General features: G+C 43.9%; 16 protein-coding genes and 1 pseudogene. 5 read left to right on the top strand and 12 right to left on the bottom strand.

Going from position 1 to position 21,044, the window contains the following annotated elements; all coding sequences use genetic code 11:
• Nucleotides 1-108 precede the first annotated feature (108 nt).
• The 4 genes from AB2B49_RS00510 (at nucleotide 109) to AB2B49_RS00495 (ending at nucleotide 2,962) form a co-directional block, all read left to right on the top strand.
• Nucleotides 109-435, top strand: a complete 327-nt coding sequence (locus AB2B49_RS00510; RefSeq protein WP_000273860.1) for a PadR family transcriptional regulator — start codon at nucleotides 109-111, stop codon at nucleotides 433-435.
• Entirely contained in the window at nucleotides 422-1,015 is a 594-nt protein-coding gene (locus AB2B49_RS00505) for a DUF1700 domain-containing protein (RefSeq protein ID WP_071851741.1), read from the top strand. Before AB2B49_RS00510 ends, AB2B49_RS00505 begins: the two co-directional genes overlap by 14 nt.
• Nucleotides 1,008-1,937 (top strand): DUF4097 family beta strand repeat-containing protein, encoded by a 930-nt coding sequence (locus tag AB2B49_RS00500; RefSeq protein ID WP_071851743.1) that lies wholly within the window; start codon nucleotides 1,008-1,010, stop codon nucleotides 1,935-1,937. The genes AB2B49_RS00505 and AB2B49_RS00500 overlap by 8 nt, the downstream gene beginning before the upstream one ends.
• 62 nt (nucleotides 1,938-1,999) lie before the next feature.
• On the top strand, nucleotides 2,000-2,962 hold the full coding sequence (locus AB2B49_RS00495; RefSeq protein WP_049504584.1) for a DUF6574 domain-containing protein: 963 nt from the start codon (nucleotides 2,000-2,002) through the stop codon (nucleotides 2,960-2,962).
• A 62-nt stretch (nucleotides 2,963-3,024) separates the two neighbouring features.
• Here the strand turns inward: AB2B49_RS00495 and AB2B49_RS00490 are convergent, their stop codons facing one another.
• The 11 genes from AB2B49_RS00490 to AB2B49_RS00440 all read right to left on the bottom strand — a co-directional run bounded on the left by AB2B49_RS00490 (nucleotide 3,025) and on the right by AB2B49_RS00440 (nucleotide 16,857).
• Entirely contained in the window at nucleotides 3,025-3,885 is an 861-nt protein-coding gene (locus tag AB2B49_RS00490) for a DUF4299 family protein (protein ID WP_049504583.1), read from the bottom strand.
• Between the two features lie 122 nt (nucleotides 3,886-4,007).
• Complete coding sequence (gene trhO / locus AB2B49_RS00485) at nucleotides 4,008-4,994, bottom strand: oxygen-dependent tRNA uridine(34) hydroxylase TrhO (protein WP_001030023.1); 987 nt, start codon at nucleotides 4,992-4,994, stop codon at nucleotides 4,008-4,010.
• Nucleotides 4,995-5,125: 131 nt separating this feature from the next.
• The gene (locus AB2B49_RS00480) at nucleotides 5,126-5,422 is read right to left on the bottom strand and encodes a bacteriocin immunity protein (protein WP_049504580.1); all 297 of its coding nucleotides are present in this window, start codon (nucleotides 5,420-5,422) and stop codon (nucleotides 5,126-5,128) included.
• A 68-nt stretch (nucleotides 5,423-5,490) separates the two neighbouring features.
• The gene (locus AB2B49_RS00475; RefSeq protein WP_049504579.1) at nucleotides 5,491-6,180 is read right to left on the bottom strand and encodes a CPBP family intramembrane glutamic endopeptidase; all 690 of its coding nucleotides are present in this window, start codon (nucleotides 6,178-6,180) and stop codon (nucleotides 5,491-5,493) included.
• A 160-nt stretch (nucleotides 6,181-6,340) separates the two neighbouring features.
• A complete protein-coding gene (locus AB2B49_RS00470; protein ID WP_049504577.1) occupies nucleotides 6,341-7,825 on the bottom strand; it encodes an ABC transporter substrate-binding protein in 1,485 nt (494 codons plus the stop codon).
• A gap of 108 nt (nucleotides 7,826-7,933) precedes the next feature.
• Nucleotides 7,934-8,857 (bottom strand): carbohydrate ABC transporter permease, encoded by a 924-nt coding sequence (locus AB2B49_RS00465; RefSeq protein ID WP_000818344.1) that lies wholly within the window; start codon nucleotides 8,855-8,857, stop codon nucleotides 7,934-7,936.
• 13 nt (nucleotides 8,858-8,870) lie between these two features.
• Nucleotides 8,871-9,800, bottom strand: a complete 930-nt coding sequence (locus tag AB2B49_RS00460) for an ABC transporter permease (protein WP_000714584.1) — start codon at nucleotides 9,798-9,800, stop codon at nucleotides 8,871-8,873.
• A gap of 198 nt (nucleotides 9,801-9,998) precedes the next feature.
• Nucleotides 9,999-11,879 (bottom strand): beta-N-acetylhexosaminidase, encoded by a 1,881-nt coding sequence (locus tag AB2B49_RS00455; RefSeq protein WP_049504575.1) that lies wholly within the window; start codon nucleotides 11,877-11,879, stop codon nucleotides 9,999-10,001.
• Complete coding sequence (locus AB2B49_RS00450) at nucleotides 11,873-12,742, bottom strand: ROK family protein (RefSeq protein WP_049504574.1); 870 nt, start codon at nucleotides 12,740-12,742, stop codon at nucleotides 11,873-11,875. The genes AB2B49_RS00455 and AB2B49_RS00450 overlap by 7 nt, the downstream gene beginning before the upstream one ends.
• 98 nt (nucleotides 12,743-12,840) lie before the next feature.
• A complete protein-coding gene (locus AB2B49_RS00445; protein WP_320691820.1) occupies nucleotides 12,841-15,486 on the bottom strand; it encodes an alpha-mannosidase in 2,646 nt (881 codons plus the stop codon).
• A gap of 90 nt (nucleotides 15,487-15,576) precedes the next feature.
• Nucleotides 15,577-16,857 carry a glycoside hydrolase family 125 protein gene (locus tag AB2B49_RS00440; protein ID WP_320691819.1) on the bottom strand — a complete coding sequence of 427 codons (1,281 nt, stop codon included), beginning with the start codon at nucleotides 16,855-16,857 and terminating at the stop codon, nucleotides 15,577-15,579.
• Nucleotides 16,858-17,027: 170 nt separating this feature from the next.
• Here AB2B49_RS00440 and AB2B49_RS00435 point away from each other — a divergent pair, with 170 nt between their 5' ends.
• Nucleotides 17,028-19,115 (top strand): GH92 family glycosyl hydrolase, encoded by a 2,088-nt coding sequence (locus AB2B49_RS00435; RefSeq protein ID WP_049504570.1) that lies wholly within the window; start codon nucleotides 17,028-17,030, stop codon nucleotides 19,113-19,115.
• Between the two features lie 36 nt (nucleotides 19,116-19,151).
• Here AB2B49_RS00435 and AB2B49_RS00430 read toward each other — a convergent pair.
• A pseudogene (locus tag AB2B49_RS00430) lies at nucleotides 19,152-20,831 on the bottom strand (alpha-L-fucosidase).
• Nucleotides 20,832-21,044 lie beyond the last annotated feature (213 nt).

Below are 21,044 nucleotides of genomic sequence, written 5' to 3'. Positions count from 1 at the left end.
ATATGCAAAATTTTTACACATATTTCTTGACAGGGCTTTCATATTGAGATACAATATATTTGAAAAGAGTATATATAAAATTTTTATATAATATAAAGGAGGTTTCCCATGTACTTCCCAACATCCTCTGCCTTGATCGAGTTTCTCATCTTGGCTGTACTGGAGCAGGGGGATTCTTATGGTTATGAGATTAGTCAAACCATTAAGCTCATCGCCAATATCAAAGAATCTACGCTCTATCCTATTCTCAAAAAATTGGAAGCCAGTGGCTTTCTGACCACCTACTCTAGAGAGTTTCAGGGGCGTATGCGCAAATACTACTCCTTGACCAATCGGGGCGTAGAGCAACTCGTTACTCTAAAGGAAGAGTGGACGCTCTATACCGACACCGTCAACGGCATCATAGAAGGGAGTATCCGCCATGACAAGAACTGACTATCTGACTCAGTTAGAAACCTATCTCCATAAACTGCCTGAAGCTGACCGCATTGAAGCTATGGACTACTTTAAGGAACTATTTGACGATGCAGGTCCAAAGGGCGAAGAGGAACTCATTGCCAGTCTGGGAACTCCAAAAGAAGCTGCCCATGATGTCCTCTCTGATCTTCTCGATAAAAAAGTCAATGAAGGCCCTGCTCAAAAGAACGACCGCCAACTGCTACATATTGCCCTCCTGGCCCTGCTAGTAGCTCCTATCGGAATTCCGGTCGGGATCGGCATCCTCATGGCCATCATCGGTATTTTTATCGCAGCTGCCTCCGTCATTCTAGCCTTTTTCACCGTTTCGGTGACGGGTATCCTGTTAGGTGGACTCTTTATCATAGAGAGCTTTAGTGTTCTGGTCGAAGCCAAATCTGCCTTTATTTTGATTTTCGGGGCCGGTTTGCTTTCTATCGGTGCTTCTTCTCTTGTTCTACTAGGTATCTCCTATGTAGCTCGTTTCTTTGGCCTCCTAATCGTCCGCTTGGTGCAATGGATTCTTAAAAAAGGAAAGAGAGGTGACAGACATGCGTAAATTGACAAAAGGATTTCTCATCTTTGGTGTGGTTTCTACAATCCTCGGTTTTATCATGATCATTGTAGGCGCCCAGTCCAATGGTATTCAAAGTTTGCTTGCCATGTCAAAAGACCCCGTCTATGACAATCGTATCGAAGAAGTTACCTTTGGAAGTGAAGTGGAAAAACTTGATTTGACCCTTGAAGAACATAGCCTAACCATCACAGAGTCTGTAGATGACAAGATCCATATCACCTATCATCCTTCCGTGTCTGGTCGTCACGATCTGACTACTGGCATGAGTGACAAAACACTGAGCGTCACTGACAAACAAGCCTCCCAACATCGCTTTCTAGGTTCAGGAATCGAAGGTCTACTTCGTATTGCCAGCAGTTATTCTCACCGTTTTGACGAAGTCATTCTCTCCCTACCGAAAGGAAGAAAGCTGCAAGCAATCACCATTTCAGCCAATCGTGGACAAACTAATATTCGTCAAGCCAATCTTGAAAATGCGACAATTAAAACAAAAGGCTATCTCTTAAGACTAACAGAAAGTTCTATCAAGAACAGCACACTAATGACACCCCATATCATCAATATCTTTGATACCGAACTGACAGATAGTCAGGTCAAGACGGAGGGGGGACACATCTATGCTGAAAATATTCATGTTCACGGTAAGGTTGAGCTAGAGGCCCATTCCACTCTAACACTCATTCTCTCCCAGAAAGAGACCGACCGTATCAATCTAGAAATTTCTTCTCAGCATGGTGGTATCTATCGTCAACCCAAAGAAGAACATCGTGGACAAAAAGAGAATGTACTTGCCAACCCTTATAAAACCGAAAAAGCAGGTATCAAGGATTTACTCATTGCAAAAGCAAACCAGGATATCTACCTACCTAAAGAGGAGCACTCTGCTCCATCTAGAAACCATTGACAAAAACGCTTTCATCTGCTAATCTAAAAATAGAAAACGACCATAAAAAAGGAGGTTCCACCATGACACAAGAATGGTTTGAAAGCGCCGATCTTGAGAAGAAATCAGCTCAGACGAAATCGGAAATCCAGCCCGACCAACCAGAGACTTCGGAAACTGTGGAGACTGAACCACAAGCAAGCGAAGAAACTCCTGTCTCACCTAAAGAGATGGAAAGGCATGAGGAGGAAGCTCCCGAAATGACTGAGGAAACCCAAACCGAGGAAGAGGGACAAGGGAAAGCTGAAGAGGAACACAAGCAAGAAAACCCTGCCAAAGAGAAAAGTATCCTCAGCAAGGCTTTAGAAAGCCCCTATATCCCAGATATTGACCCTCGTAAAACAGCCAGATTCAAAGAAGAAATCGCACTGTTTTGGACTTGGCTACTGGATGCTATCCAAGAACCAACTACCAGCAAAACTACGGACCAAAGGCACCGTTATAGTGTCTTTGCCCTACTCACCTTGCTGTCTTCGATTAATCTTTTCTTTAGTATCTATCATATCAAGCACCTCTACTACGGCTATATGGCATCTATTGCCAATAGTTTACCTAACCAGCTCCCTCCTTTAAATCTCTTTGCTGGACTCTCCATCTTGGTCGCTAGCGCTCTATTTTACTTTTCCATCATTCTGGGAGGCTTTACTGTCCGACGTGTGCTGGATCAGGAGAGCGACTTCACATTCCAAGAAGCCTTCGATCGGTATAGCAGACTCTTTGCTATCCCACTTGTCCTAACAGCTCTAGCAAGTTTCTTTGCACTCTTTGGTGGCATACGATTTGCTGGCATCCTCACTCTTCTAAGCATGGCCATCTTTGCCCTTGGGAATCTCTTTGTGATTAGCAAGCCAAGTAAGACCAGTAGCCTGGACCCATTTTATCGATTCTTGCTCGCTGTCTTACTTGATGGCGCCATTCTCTTACCCTTCTTCATTGCAGAGCTTGCGCTGACAGTGGACTACCTTCGCATCCTGACATTCTTTTAACCAAAATCCCTGCCATTTGTTAATGACAGGGATTTTTATGCTTACTCTTTTTTGGACAAGGTCTACTCGATGCTTGCCAATTCCTCAAAATCTTTTCCCAAAATGGCTTGTACTTCCAATTGATTGGCATCTAGTTGATGGTAAAATGCTGTTGGTAGTGACTCTAGGAATTTTTCATAATCCAAGCGAGCGATGGCTTCATAGTCTTCTGCTTTTGAGCCATCACCAGAAATCGTCACTAGGTCAATCTCCCAAACAAGATTCTTGCCTGCCAGCTGCTCCGTATAGTGCGCCGGTACAAAGGGTTCCTTTGGCAAAATCGTCTTGACTCCCTGGGCTAGGTGATAGATACCGTGTACCTTTCCCTGAGCATCTGGGTAAAATTTCACACTGGCAAGGTAGGCATCAGAGCCTTGAACCTTCTTGACCAGCTCTTCAAAACGTGCCAATCCATCCTCAACCAAAAAGCTCTCGAGGTATTCCTTGTTGAGATAGATAGGGGACAAGAGCCCTTGGCAGTATACTAGACGAGCCGCTTTGTCAGCTAGATAATTCTGAACTATTTGTCGGAAATAAGCTTCAAAGTCAAAGTCTTCTAGCCCTTCTACCACTTGCCCCAACTTGCTCGATAGGGCTTGGAGGAGAACTTCTACAATCTCCCAGTCCGCTCTAGTAAGGAAGTCTGGAATCACCACTTGATAGCCTTTTCGACTATCCGCATAGTTCACCTTAAAGAGAAATTGCGACTGGCCTACAATCCCACACTCGATATACTCGAGACGATTGAGGGGCTGACGGAGATAGACAGCATCATAACTGTGTGACTCTAAGCCCTCTACCAAAGCTAAGATGGACTTAGCAGTCAAAACCTCCTGTTGTCCTAGAATGCTTTCTTTATTTGGGATAAAAAATGTTTTCGCCATAACTGGCCTCCTTTGAAATCGTTTACATACAGTATACCCTATTTTCCTGAAAGATACAGAAACAAATTTAAGATTTTTAGATAAAAAGCATAGAAAAACAGCCCCTGAGGAGCTGTTTGATGTTATACAGTAGCGACTTGATCCAAGCTTTCACCGATAGCTGCTAGGCGCTCGATTACTTCTGCTTGTGTCAATTCATTTTCTGAAACATAGCGGTTGCGTGGGTGAACACGACACTCGTGTGAGCATCCACGGAGGTACTTGTCTTCATTTTCTTCTGATGTTAGGATACGACGGTTACAGAAGGGATTTCCACAGTTGACATAACGTTCACATGGTGTTCCATCAAACCAGTCTTTCCCTACGATGGTTGGATTGACATGGTTAACATCTACGGCGATACGCTCGTCAAAGACGTACATTTTCCCATCCCAAAGCTCACCTTGGACTTCTGGGTCTTTACCGTAAGTTGCGATTCCTCCATGCAATTGGCCGACATCTTTGTAGCCTTCACGGACCATCCAGCCTGAGAATTTCTCACAGCGAACGCCACCTGTACAGTAAACCACGACACGTTTATCCATGAATTTTTCCTTGTTGTCACGGACCCATTGTGGCAACTCACGGAAGTTGCGGATGTCTGGGCGGATAGCCCCACGGAAGTGTCCTAGGTCGTACTCATAATCGTTACGTGTGTCAAGGACCACTGTATCTTCGTCAAGAAGGGCCTCTTTGAACTCTTTTGGAGACAAGTAAGCACCCGTCGTTTCAAGTGGGTTGATGTCGTTGTCAAAGTCGTTGTCTTCCAAACCAAGGTGGACAATTTCTTTCTTGTAGCGAACAAACATCTTCTTGAAGGCTTGTTCACTTTCTTCGTCAATCTTGAACCAGAGGTCTTCCATTCCTGGGAGGCTGTGAACGTAGTCCATGTATTTTTGAGTTGTTTCGTAGTCACCTGAAACGGTTCCGTTGATTCCCTCGTCAGCGACTAGGATACGGCCTTTGAGACCGATTGATTTACAGAAAGCCAAGTGATCTGCCGCAAATTGCTCTGCGTTTTCAATTGGAGTATAAAGGTAGTAAAGTAAGACACGAATATCTTTTGCCATAAGATTTGTTCTCTTTTCTATTCTTAAATTTTCAGAATTTTTCATTCAACTATACTAGTATACCCACTTGGGAAAACGAATGCAATTTATTTGACCGGAAATTGTAGAAAGAGTCCTGCCCCTGCACTTCATCAGTAACCATAGCGAATCGCAGATAATTCTCTCAATTTTTTGATTTGCTTAACTTGACTTTCTGACAAACCCAGCTTATTTTCAATCAACACACGTGAGATGTCAACATTCATTTGGCTCAGAATAAATGGAGTAGAGGTCCCATCATCCTCTAATCGTTTTTTATAAATCACTAACTGATTTTTCAAGGGAGTAAGTTGAGGCACATCCTTTATATCTTCCAATAGATAATCAATGATGGTCATCGCTTCACAACGTCTTTCACTTCCTCCAGCAAACCATTTTAATGGTGTCATTCTCATTTTCCTCCTGAAATTCGCTTATAAATTGAAAAACTATCATTCCTAACTCTCCAGCCAGTATTTTACCCAAACACCCTATGTAAAAAAGTCAGCAAAAATGGCAAGGTCGCTACAATATTATTGATCACATGCACTGCATAGGAAGGATAGATGCTCTTGGTATAGCGGGTCAAACCAGCAAAGATGATTCCAGATGTTGTAAAAACGAAAATATCTAACAGACTAGGCAGACTTGAAAAATGAGGAAGAGCAAACAAAATGGAAGGAAGAAGCAAATCAAGGCCAAATCGCGAATGTTTAAAGAAAGCATGTTGCAACAAACCCCTATAGATCAATTCTTCCATCAGTGGAACCAGAAAGAACAGGGCTATATAGATACCTAGCTCTGCAAAGTTAGTCCCACTATAACCAATCAATACAGCCCAACCTTCAGCAGTTGACTGAACATGTTTAGCTGTCTGAACGTTAAAAGAGATCTGGAGCACTACCACTAATACTGTCAAAATCGAATACCAAAGCCATTTTGCTCTTGGAATGCGAAAGAGATAACCATGGCCTGTCTTAACCAGAATCCAAATCATGACTCCGATAAATAGCAAACTCAAGATATTTTGAATCCAGAAGAAATTGCCAATCTGGGAAGAAAATTGCCAATAGTTTTGGACAATAAGCGTCAGCTGGGAAAGGCCAAATACGAAAAATAGGTAAGAGAAGACAGCACTCATTTTGAAAAGAAGACGATATTTTTTCATAATAAATCCCCTATAGATGTATGTGTATCACATCGCATAAACCCTCAGAACCACTGTTTTCATTTTTACATCCTAAAAATCACTACCTCCCCTAGAGAACTAAGGAAGGCAGTGATCACATTTTTAGGAATTAGGAATGAATACACGAAATCAATCGAGCTTATGATTTTTTGTTTTTCAAGAATTCGTCGTATTGTTTTTGCATTTCGTTCAATACTTTTTCATAGGCACCTTCAGATTTCAATTTTTCCATCAATTCTGGAATAGCTTTATCTGGGTCTACAGTACCAGTGTTGATAGCTGTATCGAATTGTTGCATTGTGTTAGAAATTGCTGAGATTTCAGATTTCACATTGTCAGTGTTAAAGATGAATCCAAGTGCTGGAGATTCTTTAGCTTCTGCCAATTGTTTCTTAGAATCTTCGATTTGTTGGTCTGTAACGTTTTCGTTGATGTAAAGAATCCAGTTGTTACCAGTGTTCCATCCACCCATGTGAGTATTTCCTTTGTAGCCATCAAGGACGCGTACACGGTTTTCTTTACCTTCAATTTTTTCCCAGTTCTTGCCTTCTGGACCGTAAACAAGACCGTTCAAGAGTTCTGGGTTCGTGTTCAAGAGGTTCAACACTTCCATTGATTTTTCTTTGTTCTTAGAGTTGTTTGAGATAACAAAGTTAGCAACTTGTGTTGTTTGGTTTTTCTTGATAAAGTTAGTGATTGGTTTGATTTGGATGTCTTTGTTCGCAACACGTGAAAGCAAGCTGTTACCGTAGTCAGCTGGTCCTACTGTTTCTTCACGAACGAACCAAGTATCTTGTTGAAGGTCAAATGAAGTGTCGCTTGTTGCTACGTCTTTTGGAATGTATCCAGCTTCATAGAATTTGTGAAGAGTCTTCAAATGTTCTTTGAAACGAGGCACTTCGTAACGGTTTACGATCTTAGTAGTGTCTCCTTCAAGGTCGATAACAAATGGAAGTCCGTTTGGTACTGGGTAGTCAAAGTTATCAGATGGGATAAAGTTCTTCGTAACCGCAAATGGTACTACATCTGGAGCTTTTTCTTTGATTTGTTTCAAGACTGGCTCAAGTGTTTCGTATGAAGTTACACCTGAAATATCGATACCGTATTTAGCAAGAAGAGTTCCGTTGAAGGCAAAGTTTTGAGATGATGCAACGTTAGCTGCAACTGGTACTGCATAGATCTTACCGTTTACAGTGTTCCCTTTGATGTAAGCTGGGTCAAGTGCTTTGTAAAGCTCTGCTCCTTCTTTTTTATACAATTCTGTCAAGTCAGCATAAGCACCTTTTTGAGCATTTACGACATAGTTAGATGCAAATGCGATATCATAGTTTTCACCAGATGATGTGATAACTGACATTTTCTTATCATAGTCACCCCATCCGAGGTATTGGATATCCAATTTAGCACCGACTTTTTCTTCGATGATTTTGTTTGCATTTTCTAGCAATTCATCCAAGTTGTCTGGTTTGTCACCGATTTGGTACATTTTGATTACAGGTTTTTCACCTGAAGTAGTATCAGCAGCTTTTTTGTTGTTACCTGTAAGGTTTCCACAAGCAGCAAGACCAGCAGCCAAAGCGACTACGCTAGCAGATGCAAAAGCATATTTTTTCCAGTTTTTCATGATAAAAACTCCTTTTTTTATTTTTAAACTTATAAACGATTTAATGATTTGTAACTTCAGTCACTAAGATGAAGTTGGGAAGGGAGAAACGGTGTTTCTCAGCAAGTGCTATTCTTTCACACCACCGATTGTCAACCCTTTAACAAAGTAGCGTTGGAAGAATGGATACAGAATCGCGATTGGAAGGGTTGCAACCACAACCATGGCCATACGACCTGTTTCTTTCGGTAGAGCAACTCCCAGTTGGCCAGATAGGCCGACTGCTTTTGCAATGTAGTCCATATTTTGCTGAATTTGCATGAGCAAATATTGCAATGGATACAAGTTGTCACTCTTGATGTAAAGAAGGGCGTTGAACCAGTCGTTCCAGAAACCAAGAGCTGTCAAAAGCGTGATGGTTGCGATACCTGGAAGTGACAATGGCAAACAAATCTGGAAGAAGATCCGAGCTTCACTGGCACCATCGATACGAGCAGATTCGAGAATGGCTTCTGGAATGGTCTTCTTGAAGAAGGAACGCATCAAGATGATGTTGAATGGTGAGAGAAGCATTGGAACAATCAAGGCCCAAACGGTATCACCAAGTTGCAGCAGGCGAGTGACCACGATATAGCCTGGTACCAAACCAGCATTGAACAACATACTGAGAAGAGCGAAAATCGTGAAGAATCTGCGGTACTTAAAGGTTGTACGTGAGATGGCGTAGGCATAAGTGGTTGTAATGAAGACGTTGGTCACTGTTCCGACTACGGTTACAAAAACTGAGATAAAGAGCGCTTGGAGGATCTTATCTTTAAACTGAGCTAGGAACTGGAATCCATCTACACCAAATTTCGAAGGGAAAAAGCTATATCCATACTGGAGGATGCTCTTTTCATCTGTCACCGAAATGATGATAACGAAGATAAAGGGCAAGATACAAGAAAGAGCGATCAAACCAGAGATGATACTAAAGAAGATATCTGCTTTCTTACTGAAGGAGTGAATGCCGACATTATCGATTTTTTCTTTTTTAATTTTCTTTTCTGCCATATTCTCCTCCTTTCTAGAACAAAGCTGAGTTTGGATCGACTCGTCTTGCAAGCAAGTTTGATAGGATAACCAGAATCAAACCGACAACGGATTGGTAAAGACCGGCTGCTGAAGCCATACCGATATCTGCTGTCTGAGTCAAACCATTAAAGACATATACGTCCAAAACGTTGGTTACATTGTAAAGCTGACCAGCATTGTGTGGGATTTGATAGAAGAGACCAAAGTCTGCACGGAAGATATTTCCGACTGCAAGGATAGTCAAAACTGTCACAAGTGGAGTCAACTGAGGAATGGTTACGTTGCGAATACGTTGCCACTTGCTCGCCCCGTCCACTGTTGCTGCTTCGTAGTAGGTTGGGTCAATTCCCATGATCGTCGCATAGTACATGACACTGCTATATCCAAAGCCTTTCCAAATACCTAGGAAAAGGAGAAGGTATGGCCAAATGCCTAAGTCAGCGTAGAAGTTGACTTCCTTCATGCCAATGGATGTTAGGAAATGGTTGAAGACCCCTTTGTCAATGTTTAGGAAGGCATCTGTAAAGAAACTGATAATAACCCATGACAGGAAGTAAGGGAACAACATAGACGTTTGGAAAATCTTAACCATTCTCTTAGAGCGAAGCTCGCTGAGGATGATGGCAATCCCTACTGATACAATCAAACCGATAAAGATAAAGCCGAGATTGTAGAGAACGGTATTACGAGTGATGATAAAGGCATCTTTTGAACTGAACAAGAATCTGAAATTATCTAACCCGACCCATTTACTATTCACGATACTATCTATGAAACCATTACTGGTCATATGGTAGTCTTTAAAGGCGACCACATTCCCAAATACTGGAATGTAAAAGAATAGAATCAACCAGAGTGCCCCTGGTAAAACCATCAAGAGAAAGATCCAGTTATCTCTCAAGGTCTTTGAAAACTTTTTCATAATTTCCTCCCTTTTTATTCCTAAAAACTGATTTCATCGAATTTTTAGGTTTGATAACGATTACATTATTAGTATACTCCTATTTGAAGGCTAGGTTAAACTACTAATTATAGAAAAAACTCCACAAATTATTTTTTGTGGAGAAGTTTTTTATAAGAAATAGGTTTCACGAGAAACACTCTGACTCGGAAAAAATGCCTAAGTCGTATAAATCGTCGAAGCTGTCGCAATAGTATGCCAATGGTTGGCCGTAGTTGCTGCGAAATCCTTGTCTGCGTAGAAATCAGTAAATGGTAGGATTTCAACTTCTAGCTCGTCGATGCGGTCAATCTGATCAGACAGATAGGCTTCGATACGGCTTTCTGCTCGCTTGATGCGTTGCAAGAGTCCGCCCATACGGATATCAACCGTATCCAAACCAAAGACCTTGTTTTCTTTCAACCATTGGTGGCTAAAGAGGGCATGGAAGTTTTCAATCTCGCTTCTAAGTTTTGGTAATTCTTGTCTTGCGATTTCTCTCAGACTTTCTTTATCGTTTACTTGGTAGGCCTGACGAATGCGTCGTCCCACATCCACTTTACTGCTTAAAATCTGGTTCAACTGGGCCTGAGTTTCAAAGAGATAAGCATAGTTCCCAGCTTTTTCTTTAATGTCAGAGAGAATCTCAGCTGCCTGAGCGAAGTGTGGTTTGTCCTGTTCAGGTGTCATGTGTCTGTCAAGAATCGGACAGAGAACATCCTGATAAAAGACATAGCGGTTGGGATTGATACCACTGAGATTATCTGGCAGGTCTGGCAAGAGGTTGGCTAGGTCGATCTGCATGAATTCCTCAACTGATAGACCTGTATTGGTCTTGAAGTGAGCAGACAAACGGTCTAGGTCATTGCGGTAGCTGAGTTCTGCCCAGATTTGCAGACTTGGTAGAATAGAGAGCTGAGCAGTTTCTCCACCATTGTCCCCCCAACCCGTCACAATCACTTCTTTGATATCATTGGCGCGGCAGGCTTTGTTGGCTTCTACAGCGATGAGACGGCTGAAATGGTTGTTGGGCGTAAAACCGATCCACTTCCAAGCACCACCTGCAAAGGCAATATCTTGGCTAATCTTGTGGTGATTGCGGAAATTGCGGTTGTATTTTTCCTCGCTGTCCTGATAATAATCCCAGTAAACCAAGGTTACACGATCTTTAAGTCGGTCGAGGTAGACACGCGTTTCCTCTGGAATTTCCACGTCACGATCGTACTGGCCATCCGCTGACATGAGTTTGAAGAACATATCACTCCACATCTGACAATGGAAACCATACTTGTCAGCAATATCTAATACGCGCTCCAAGTGTTGGCACATGAGGAGACTACGGTCCACAACACCGTTCAAAATGAGGTAGCGCCCCAAACCAACCAAATGGGCTTCGTCCATCCCGATATTGACCTTGCGAGTCTGCAGTTTAGATAGAGTGGCAAACATGCCATCAATCAGGTCATAAACCTTTTCTTCTCCAATGAGGAGAATGTCCTCTACATCACGAAGTTCCTGCACTTCCTTGACACCCCATTTGACAAAGGCCGACAAGTGGGCCAAGGTCTGAATGCAGGGCACAAAGGTCATGTCAAACTGCTGAGCGTAGGCTTCGATTTCCTGTAACTCTTCAGCTGAATAAGCCCCACGGAAGTAACCAAAATAAGGCCGCCCCTCAATCTGGTAGGTGTCTTCCATGTAAAGCTCAAATGTTGAGTAGCCCATGAGTGCCAAAACCTCAATCATCTGCTTGGCAGAAGCGACATTCAAAACTGCATTTCGAGAACAGTCTGCCATATAGGCCAAATCTTCATAAGCTGCCTGCTCCTCAATCTCGACCTTACCCCCTTCTTCCAGAGCTGTTGCCAATAAGGACAAGGCGCGATAGAGTTGGTGAGGTTTGCGATAGGTTAGTTGATAGTGTCCTACCTCACCCTTGATAGAGATAGAGGCTTGGTCAGACTGAGCGACTGCAACTTCCACATCTGGTAAAGAGATATGCTTTGTTAGCAAGTCGATTGCCTGAGTTTGTTTGGGACTAAGTCCTGTAAATCTTACCATTGATTTTCCTCCTGTAGCCAGTTGACAAGGGCACCGTAGAGATTGGCATCTGCGTGATAGGTGCAGGCCTGGATAACTGGTGCGACCGTGTATTCTTCGTAGGTCTCGACAAAGTTATCGACAGCCTTCCTGACGCCTTGGATAAAATCAGGGTTTTGGCTGATAGAGCCACCCAGACTAATGACATCTGGATCAATCAGATACTGAATATTGAGCAAACCTTGCGCCAGATTGCGGTTCATGCGCAAAATAGCTTCTTGACAGAGAGCATTGCCTGCTGCGGCCTCTTGGTAAATCTTGCGACCATCCCAGTCAGTCTGACCAGATTTTTCAATTACGTAGCGAACCATGTTTCCTGTAGAGGCTAGTAGCGACCAGTTGTTGAGTTTTTCAGCAGGTGCAATGGTTGTCATATAGCCAAACTCTCCTCCCAAGCCATGACGACCTCGGTGAAGTTTTCCATTGATAATCATAGCTCCGCCAATTCCTGTCCCAATAACGACACAGGCTGCATTTTCAATCTCTGGGTGAGCCAGCAGTTCACTAAGTCCAACACAGTTGGCGTCATTTTCTAGATGGACAGGGAGTTGATGATGAGCAAGAGCTTCATACCAAGAAAAGCCATGAATATAAGGCACGGCACTGATTCCCTCAATCACACCTGTTTCTTGATTGACCGCGCCTGGAACACTCATGGCGATCCCACTATAATCTTGTTCTGACAAGCGTTGGTCTAGCCAAGCTAGTAGATCCTCCAAACTTTCTGGAGTTGGGATGCTTGTCTTATCCAATATTTTCCCATCAGGAGTCAGACTGGCAAACTTAATCCCAGTCCCTCCGATATCAATCGTTGCAATGGTCATTGTTCTTCCCATAAAAAGGGGCGAATCAGTAGTTAGTCCTTACTCTTTCGCCCCTCCTTTCTATCTCATAGTATTAGTTATCAAACACTTTAAAACTGTTAAATGTCTTCTTTTTTGATCAATTCTGTGCGAATTTCTTGTGGTGCTAAGAGTCCTGAATGAACTGGATATGGTCGCTCAAGTAAGTCAAGAATGGTTTGTTGGTGTTCAGATATGCGCACATTTTCTTGGCTCATATTGTAGTAACGGAAAACATATCCTTCTTCATTTTCAGCTACCTTAAAGGCTGTCGGGCAGACTTGTGGTAAGCTGAGCGCCGCATGGCTCAAGAGGCTGCCAGTCGCTGCCACACTTCCTTCTTGTTTAGCGACCTGAAGACTAGTGAATGGTGTTTGAAAGGCTTTGGCACGACGGAAAGCTGAGAAGCGTTCCCCTGCTTGGTGGCATTCCAGAGCAAACTCGACTTCAAACTCGCGCAAGCACTGAGCCTCTGGTGTTGGGAAGTAACCCCAGTCTCCTAACTCACCTGAGGCACGAAGAATGGTCACTGCAATAGTGTCATCTCCAAGGATTTCATACTCGTGCAGTCCTTTATTAGCCACCGTCACCCCTTTTTCATCATCATAAAGGCTGACAAAGGCTTGTTGGTGTTGTGGATTTTCAGGATTTTCCCAAGAAGCAGCTGGTTTGTTTGGTCTTGTCACCACCTCATAGATACTTTCAGAGTCATTGCTTGGACGAGTGTTATGAGTCTTAACCAAGAGACGGATACGGTGGTCCTTGGCTGTGTTAGTAAAGCGAGTCTTGAAACGAATTTGTGGATTGTCAACAAAGACGGTCATCTCTGTTTCAAGAAGAATGCTTGTCAATTCTTCTGAGCGCCCAGCTTCACGCGTCATAAACTCGATGATGCCTCTTTGTTCTGCATCCAATTTTTCGTCTGCACTTACTGGAATTGTCAATTCATGCTTGAGCAAAATCTTGGCAAAACGAGCTGTATTTTCCAAAACTTCATAGCCTTTCAGCTCGGCGTAGATAGGTTCTGTTCCTTTTGGTTGGAAGTAGATGTACTCATTTCCGATGTCACCACGGTCTTCAAAGCGAACAACATCTTCATAAGCTTCATGAGTTGTCTTGTCGTAGACTGTGATGTTTTCATCCACACTTACCGTTACAAATGGCGTATCAATCACTCCATTTTGGTAAATACCGTCACGGTGTTCTTGTTCTCCTTCAAGCAATTGGAAGGTTGTCCAAGAAAGTGGTGCCAGATGAACCGGCACTGTCACGCGCACTTGTCGAGCGATACGAGCCTGACGGAACTTGTCTTTTGGTAAATCATACTCAAAATTAGCTCCCAAATCTTCGATTTTCGCTTCTACAGCATGTCCTTCCAAGTCTTCGACACGGTAGTTTGGCAAGGTCAAGGCTGCCATCTTCTTATAGCCTTCTGTTGGGTGCAATTCTTTGAAATCACAAGTCGCCACATCAATCACTGTGCTGACAGTATCAACCTTGTCATGCAAGCCTGTATTGATAACCGTAAAGAGATGGTCGTTTTGAGCTTCCTGAGTTGCAATTTTACCCTTCCACTCGTTGAGAAGGTTAGTTTTCACAAAGTTTCCGACTTGATTGACCTTAGCAAAACGTGTCTCCATCTCACGGTGAACCTCGTCCACACTACAGCCACAGATACTATCATGGGGTGCATTTTGTAGAAGGACTTTCCAAGCATAGGTCAACTGGTCCTTGTGGTTGTGGCCGCCAGTGATGACCGTCAATGGTTCCACCACTTGTTCTAGCAAGTTACTGTTTTTTTGGAAAGCTTGTTTAAGGTAAATACGGGATGAAGAAGTATTGGCAAGTGTGTACCAGCCATCTGTTTCTTGACTGGTCAACTCACCTGTAACCGTAGATAGTTGCTCCGGCAGAGCACTTTCTACTGCGTGGATATAGTCGTCAAATGAACTATGCACAAAGGTCACATCTGGGAAGAGTTCATTTGCCACACGAATGGCTTCACTCAGATTTCGCTGTACAGGCTGGTGGTCACATCCGTTCATCATCAACCATTGGTTGGTCGAAGCATAGTCACGTACGTCTGACAATTTTTGTTTCCAGAAAGTCAAGGCCTCGTCTTTATCCACTGGGATTTCATTCCCATTACTATACCAGTTGGCAAAGAGGATACCGAGGACACGACTTCCGTCTGCACCCTGCCAGTACATTTCTGAAAACTGGGATGTGAACTGCTCATCTTCGAGAACTTGGTTGTCAAATCCAATCGGCTTGACACCACGACCAATGGCTGCCACGTGAATGCCTGATTTTTGAAGGATTTGGGGAGCTTGTCCCATATTTCCAAAGGTATCTGGGAAGTAACCAATCTGGGTTGATTTGCCCCATTTTGCACATTCTGCTTGACCAATCAAGGTATTGCGGACGTTGGCTTCACTTGAAATCAAGTAATCATCCTGCAAGATGTAAAAGGGACCAATTTTGAGTTTGCCTTGGTCGATGTAACCTTGGACTTTGTCGCGATTTTCAGGGCGAATTTCCAAGTAGTCATCCAGGACAATGGTTTGTCCATCCAAGTGGAAACTCTTAAACTCAGGGTCATTTTCAAAGAGATCAAAGAGATTGTCAAACAACTCCACCAACTGCATACGGTGGCTTTCAAAAGGTAAGTACCACTCACGGTCCCAGTGACTATGTGAGATAATATGTACAACAACATTTTCCATGAAGTAAAACCTCATTCTAAATTTAAATTTTAACGTTTTAAATGTAAAGGTGTGATTCTGACACGAATCGGTGAAACTAAAGCGCGCTCCTTAACGAATATCCAAGTAATCCAAGACTAATTCACAGAACATCATGTTGGCCCAAGAGAACCATTCACGTGAGTAAAGCGTTGGGTCATCCACGTGGAAGCTTTCATGCATAACACCTGTACCACCATCGCAAGCAACCAGCTGATCCAGCAAGAATTTCTTCTCTGCCTTATCTCTTGTTGTCAAGCCTTGGATAGAAAGGGCAATGGGCCAGATATAGCGATAGAAGGTATGAGAACTTCCGAGACCGCTAGCGTATTCTCCTTGGTAGAAGTATGGATTTTCAGGGCTCAGAATGGTCCGACGAGTTGCTTGGTAAACCTCATCGTCAATGTCGCAGTAGCCCAGATAAGGCGCAGCCAACAAACTTGGTACGTTTGGATCATCCATGATGCTAGCATTTCCTAGACCATCCACTTCAAAGGCGTAAATCTTTTCACCCTTGCTGTTGGAGGTATAAGCGTAGTTTTCGATTCCTTCTTGAATCTCAGCTTGCAGACGTTTAGCGTCTGCCACGATGTTTTGGCTATCAGCTAGGTCTAGTTCTGCAAAGATTTCTTGGACATAACCCAAGACAACGACTGCAAACATATTGGATGGAATCAAGTAGCTATACTGACAACAATCATCACTTGGTCGGAAGGCTGACCAGGTCATTCCTGTCAGGGCAAAGTCAGGACCAAAACCATCATTTACCAGAGTATCTTCCTTACGGTCTGTATCCCGAATAAAACGATAAGGAGAGTTGTTGTGATCTTGCTCTACCGTCCAGAGATGAAGGATTTCCTTGGTTGCTGTGACAAAAATTTCATCAAACTGATTGGTTTCGCCAGTCTCTTTCCAAAGGAGATAAGCCAACTGCAAAGGATAGCAAAGCGAGTCCACCTCATACTTACGCTCCCAAATCCAGCCATTAAGCTCTGTGTGATCAGTCTCATGGTGCCCCTTCCAGTTTTCCTCAATATTGAAGGAATTGGCATAAGGATCCTTGAGCACCAAAGTCATCTGACGCTTGACCAAACCTGCAATGGTCTGACGCAAGAGAGGATCTCTTTTAGCCACGTGCAGGTAGGGTCTGAGTTGGGCTGTCGAATCCCGAAGCCACATAGCAGGAATATCCCCTGTCAAGACAAAAGTTGAGCCATCTTCTAGAATCTCGACCGTATTGTCCAAGGTGTCTGTATAGCAACGCTCGAAGACATCCACCCACTCCGGATGGTCCTTAGCCCGCTCCGCTACTTCATCCAGCCATTTTCTAACAATTTCTTTCGAATAAATCATCGTGCAGTTTCCTCTTTCAAACAAGTTTCATGTTCAGTATATAGTTTTTGAGACAGAAAATACATACACAAATGATAGTCATTTTTCTACAAAATTGCTTACTTTCGAACCCCATATCTAAAGGCCTCATTTTTCTGATATAATGTAGAAAAACAGCTAAAGGAAATACCATGAAACCACTACTTGAAACCATCGATACCCGCTTTGGGACTGCTAGCAAGCATGCCTTCTCTCGGGGAAATACCCTGCCCTACACGGGCGTGCCTTTTGGGATGAATTATTTTGTGCCCCAGACCAGTGACCAGGAGGGAGCTTGGTTCTTCGATCCGCATCTGCCCATCTTTCAGGGGATTCGCTTAACCCACCAGCCCAGCCCTTGGATTGGGGACTACTCGTGGCTCCTTCTGACACCTGTCACAGGTCAGCTTGGGGGAGACAGTCTCTTTCACCGCCAGTCTTCTTATGATATAGATAAAGCTTGCTTCCAGCCTCACTATTTGAAACTCTTTTCTCTGCGCTATCAGATTGAAACCCAGCTCACACCGACTTGCTATGGCGCTTCTATGCGCCTAGAGCAAAAGCAAGGCAAAGCCCTCGCCCTCTATCTTCACGCAGCAGATGAACTGACAGTGGAGCAGGTAGATAAGCGGACTCTGTCCCTAAGACAAGAAGGCAAAACAGAGACCAATAAAAATCCACTGATACTCTTCACCGCCCTACAAATAAATACGGATATTCTTGCTGTCAACCAAGAAAGCGGAGACTGGCGGATTGACTTCGCAGATAGCCATGCCGAGATTCAACTAGCGACTTCCTTTATTTCTCCTTCTCAAGCGCTGCTCAATCTACCTCAAACGGACTTCGATAGCTGTAAAGCAAATGCCCAAGCAAACTGGGAAAATCTCCTCCACCGTTTTGATATCGTGGAGACAGGGGAAACCGACCGGACCTTCTTTGACCACTGCCTTTACAGACTCTTCCTCTTCCCACAGACTTTTTATGAGGTTGATGAATCAGGGCAAGCCATCCACATGGACCTGGCTACTGGTACTGTCAAGCCCGGTGTCCTCTTTAGCAACAATGGTTTCTGGGATACCTTCCGCACCACCTTCCCCCTCTTTGCCCTTATCATACCAGAACACTATCACCGCTTTCTAGAAGGTTTCCTCAATAGCTACCGCGATACTGGATTCCTTCCAAAATGGCTAGCCCCAGATGAACGTGGTATGATGCCTGGTACTCTATTGGACGGCATTATCGCAGATAGCGCCTGCAAGGACATGGCCCCCGACCTAGAAGAAGAACTCCTCCAGGCCATGCTTGAAACAGCCAGCAAGTCCGACCCTCTCGGCATCAATGGCCGCCACGGACTAACCCAATACCAAGAACTGGGCTACCTCTCTACCGACTACCACGAAAGCGTCAGCCACACCCTAGACTACGCCTATAGTGATTTTTGCATCGCCAGCTGTGCCGAAAAACAAGGTCAGAATGACATCGCCCAGACTTATAAGGCTTCGTCACAAAATTACAAGCATCTATTTGACGCTGAGACAGGTTACATGCGTGCGCGAGACAGCCAAGGCAACTTCCGTCCTGACTTCTCCCCTTATAGTTGGGGACGCGACTACGCCGAATGCTCTGCCATTCAAGCGACTTTAGGCGTCCTCCACGACATCCCAGGCTTAATCCAGCTTATGGGTGGAAAAGAAGCCTTCAGCAATTATCTATTGAAAGCCTGTCAGGACGCTCCTCTCTTTGAAACCACCGGCTATGGTTACGAGATTCACGAGATGAGCGAGATGGCTACCGCTCCTTTTGGGCAAATCGCCATTTCCAACCAACCGAGCTTCCACATCCCTTATCTCTTTCGCTACAGCGACTACCCTGACTACACTGCTCTACTCATCAAAACCTTGCGTCAGAAAGCCTTTCACCCAAGCTGGGAAGCCTATCCTGGCGATGAGGACAATGGCAGTCTCTCTGCTTGGTATATCTGGTCAGCTCTTGGATTCTACCCGACCTGTCCAGGCAAACCAAGTTACGATCTCGGAATTCCTCTCTTTGACCATCTCCGTATCTACCTAGCTAAGAAAAATAAATGGCTGGATATCCATGCCGAGCAAAACCACAGCCATTTCAACTTTGTCAAAGAATGCCGATTGGACAAGACCATAGTATCTAGCATTCAACACCAAGACCTCTTGAAAGCTGAGCAACTAACCTTTACACTTAGCTGGTTGCCAAATCACTCATAACCAAAAGAACCTTTGCATCGCGCAAAGGTTCTTCTTTTATGAAACTTGGACCTGAAGCTGGTCAACCAGCTGACCATCTACTGTCAAATTCAGATAAAAATCTAAGCTTTTATCTCCTGCAAAATACAAGGTTGGTAGCGTTAGCCTTTTTTCAGTCTCACCAGCTTGAAACGTAAGGACTTGAATCTCGTCCCGATAGGCGACACCATGCACACCTGTCCCTGGTTGAATCGAAATCTTAGCTTCTAAAGGACTGCTAAATTCTATGCGCTTCACTGTAAAGTGGACATTTTCTCCCTTGGTCACAGCCAGACTTTTTTCTGAAAACTCTAGTTGCTGAACAGCTTCTTTTTTCGACAAGGTAGGTGTTTTATAGAGTGAAATCTTGGTTAACAAAGGCAAAGCCTGTGCCTCTGTAATGGTCACACGTATCTTCTGCGCCTCAACGACTGATCCTCGTAAGAGACGTTTGTAGCCAACAGTATAACCAGAACCAAACTCCTGCCAGACACCATCCAACTCTACCTGAACATGAAAAGCAGCGATGCGTTGCCCCAACTTCAAATCTTCTCTTAACTCAATCACATCAAAAGTTTTAAGTGCCCCTAAATCGAGCTCTAATTGGATTGGCAACTCTGCATCACTTGCCCAAGAACTAGCCTCCAGCCCATCTGTCAGATGATGACAGGCATAGTCTGGTGATAGAGCAGGACCAGATACCTTGGCTCCCAAAGCCAAATCCTCTTTATAGAGCTCGTCACGGTAGGCAGCAAATTCATAGAGACGCTGGATATCCTTTTCGTCAAAGAGTCCATCTTGGTTTGGCGGAATATTGAGTAAGAGAGGGGTTCCCCGCCCCACTGAGTGAAAGTAGATTTCGACCAATTCCTCAAGAGACTTGGGATCCTAATCCTCATGGTAAAACCAGCCCGGCCGAAGAGAAACATCTGCCTCACCGATTGAAAATAGCGTCCCAAAGGGGTCTCCGTGCTGTAGATAATCTAATTCCGCCTCTGTCCCCAACTGGTCTGGCTTGACCTTTTGCCACAAGGGATTCCCTGCATAGCCTCGTTCATTCCCAATCCAGCGAATACTAGTTCCTTCAGTTGAGAAAATCAAACAATCGCCCTGCAAGTCACGAATGGTTTCAAACCAATTCTCAAACTCATAGTTGACCTGCTGGGCCCCTTCCCCTCGAGCACCATCCATCCAAACCTCAGCGAACTTACCAGCATTCCCATAGTCAGGATTTGATAAGATTTCCTTCAACTGAGCCAGATAATAGGCATTGTAGTCTGCTTCTCGGTCCACATGATAGAAGGGACTATGGACATCCCAAGGAGATAAATAAACCCCCATATCCATGTCAAACTCAGTTGCAGCCTGGGAAACTTCAAGGAGCAAGTCCCCCTTTCCATCCCTCCAAGGGCTAGCCTTGACCGAATAATCTGTATGTGCTGTCGGATAGAGCACAAAACCATCGTGGTGCTTAACTACCAAAATCAGCTTTTTAAAACCCGTTTCTTTAAGCACTCGAACCCATTCACGCGCATCCAACTTGGTCGGGTTAAAACGCTTGGGATCCTCTTGCCCACTTCCCCATTCTTGGTCATAAAAGGTATTGGGACCAAAATGGATAAAGGCAGCTAGTTTATCCTCTAAATAAACTAGCTGGGCCTGACTTGGTAATGCTCCATGTGGTTTTATGTTCGTCATCATCTCGTATCTCTTTCTCTTGTTCACAAAGTTATCCACAACTTGTGGATAAGAAAACATACCTAAAAACTAGTTTTTTCAGTCTCTAGCTCACCTGTCACCCTAAACAGCCCTTTGTCAAATAGCTCTGTACTAAGGTTTATACTAGCTTTCCAGAAATTCACTAACATACGGAACTATTTTCAGGATACTTCAACACCCTGAGTTGTATGT

The sequence above is a fragment of the Streptococcus jiangnanensis genome, assembly GCF_040888325.1.
Lineage (GTDB): Bacteria > Bacillota > Bacilli > Lactobacillales > Streptococcaceae > Streptococcus > Streptococcus jiangnanensis.
This window is presented reverse-complemented; position numbering and strand designations above follow the sequence as displayed.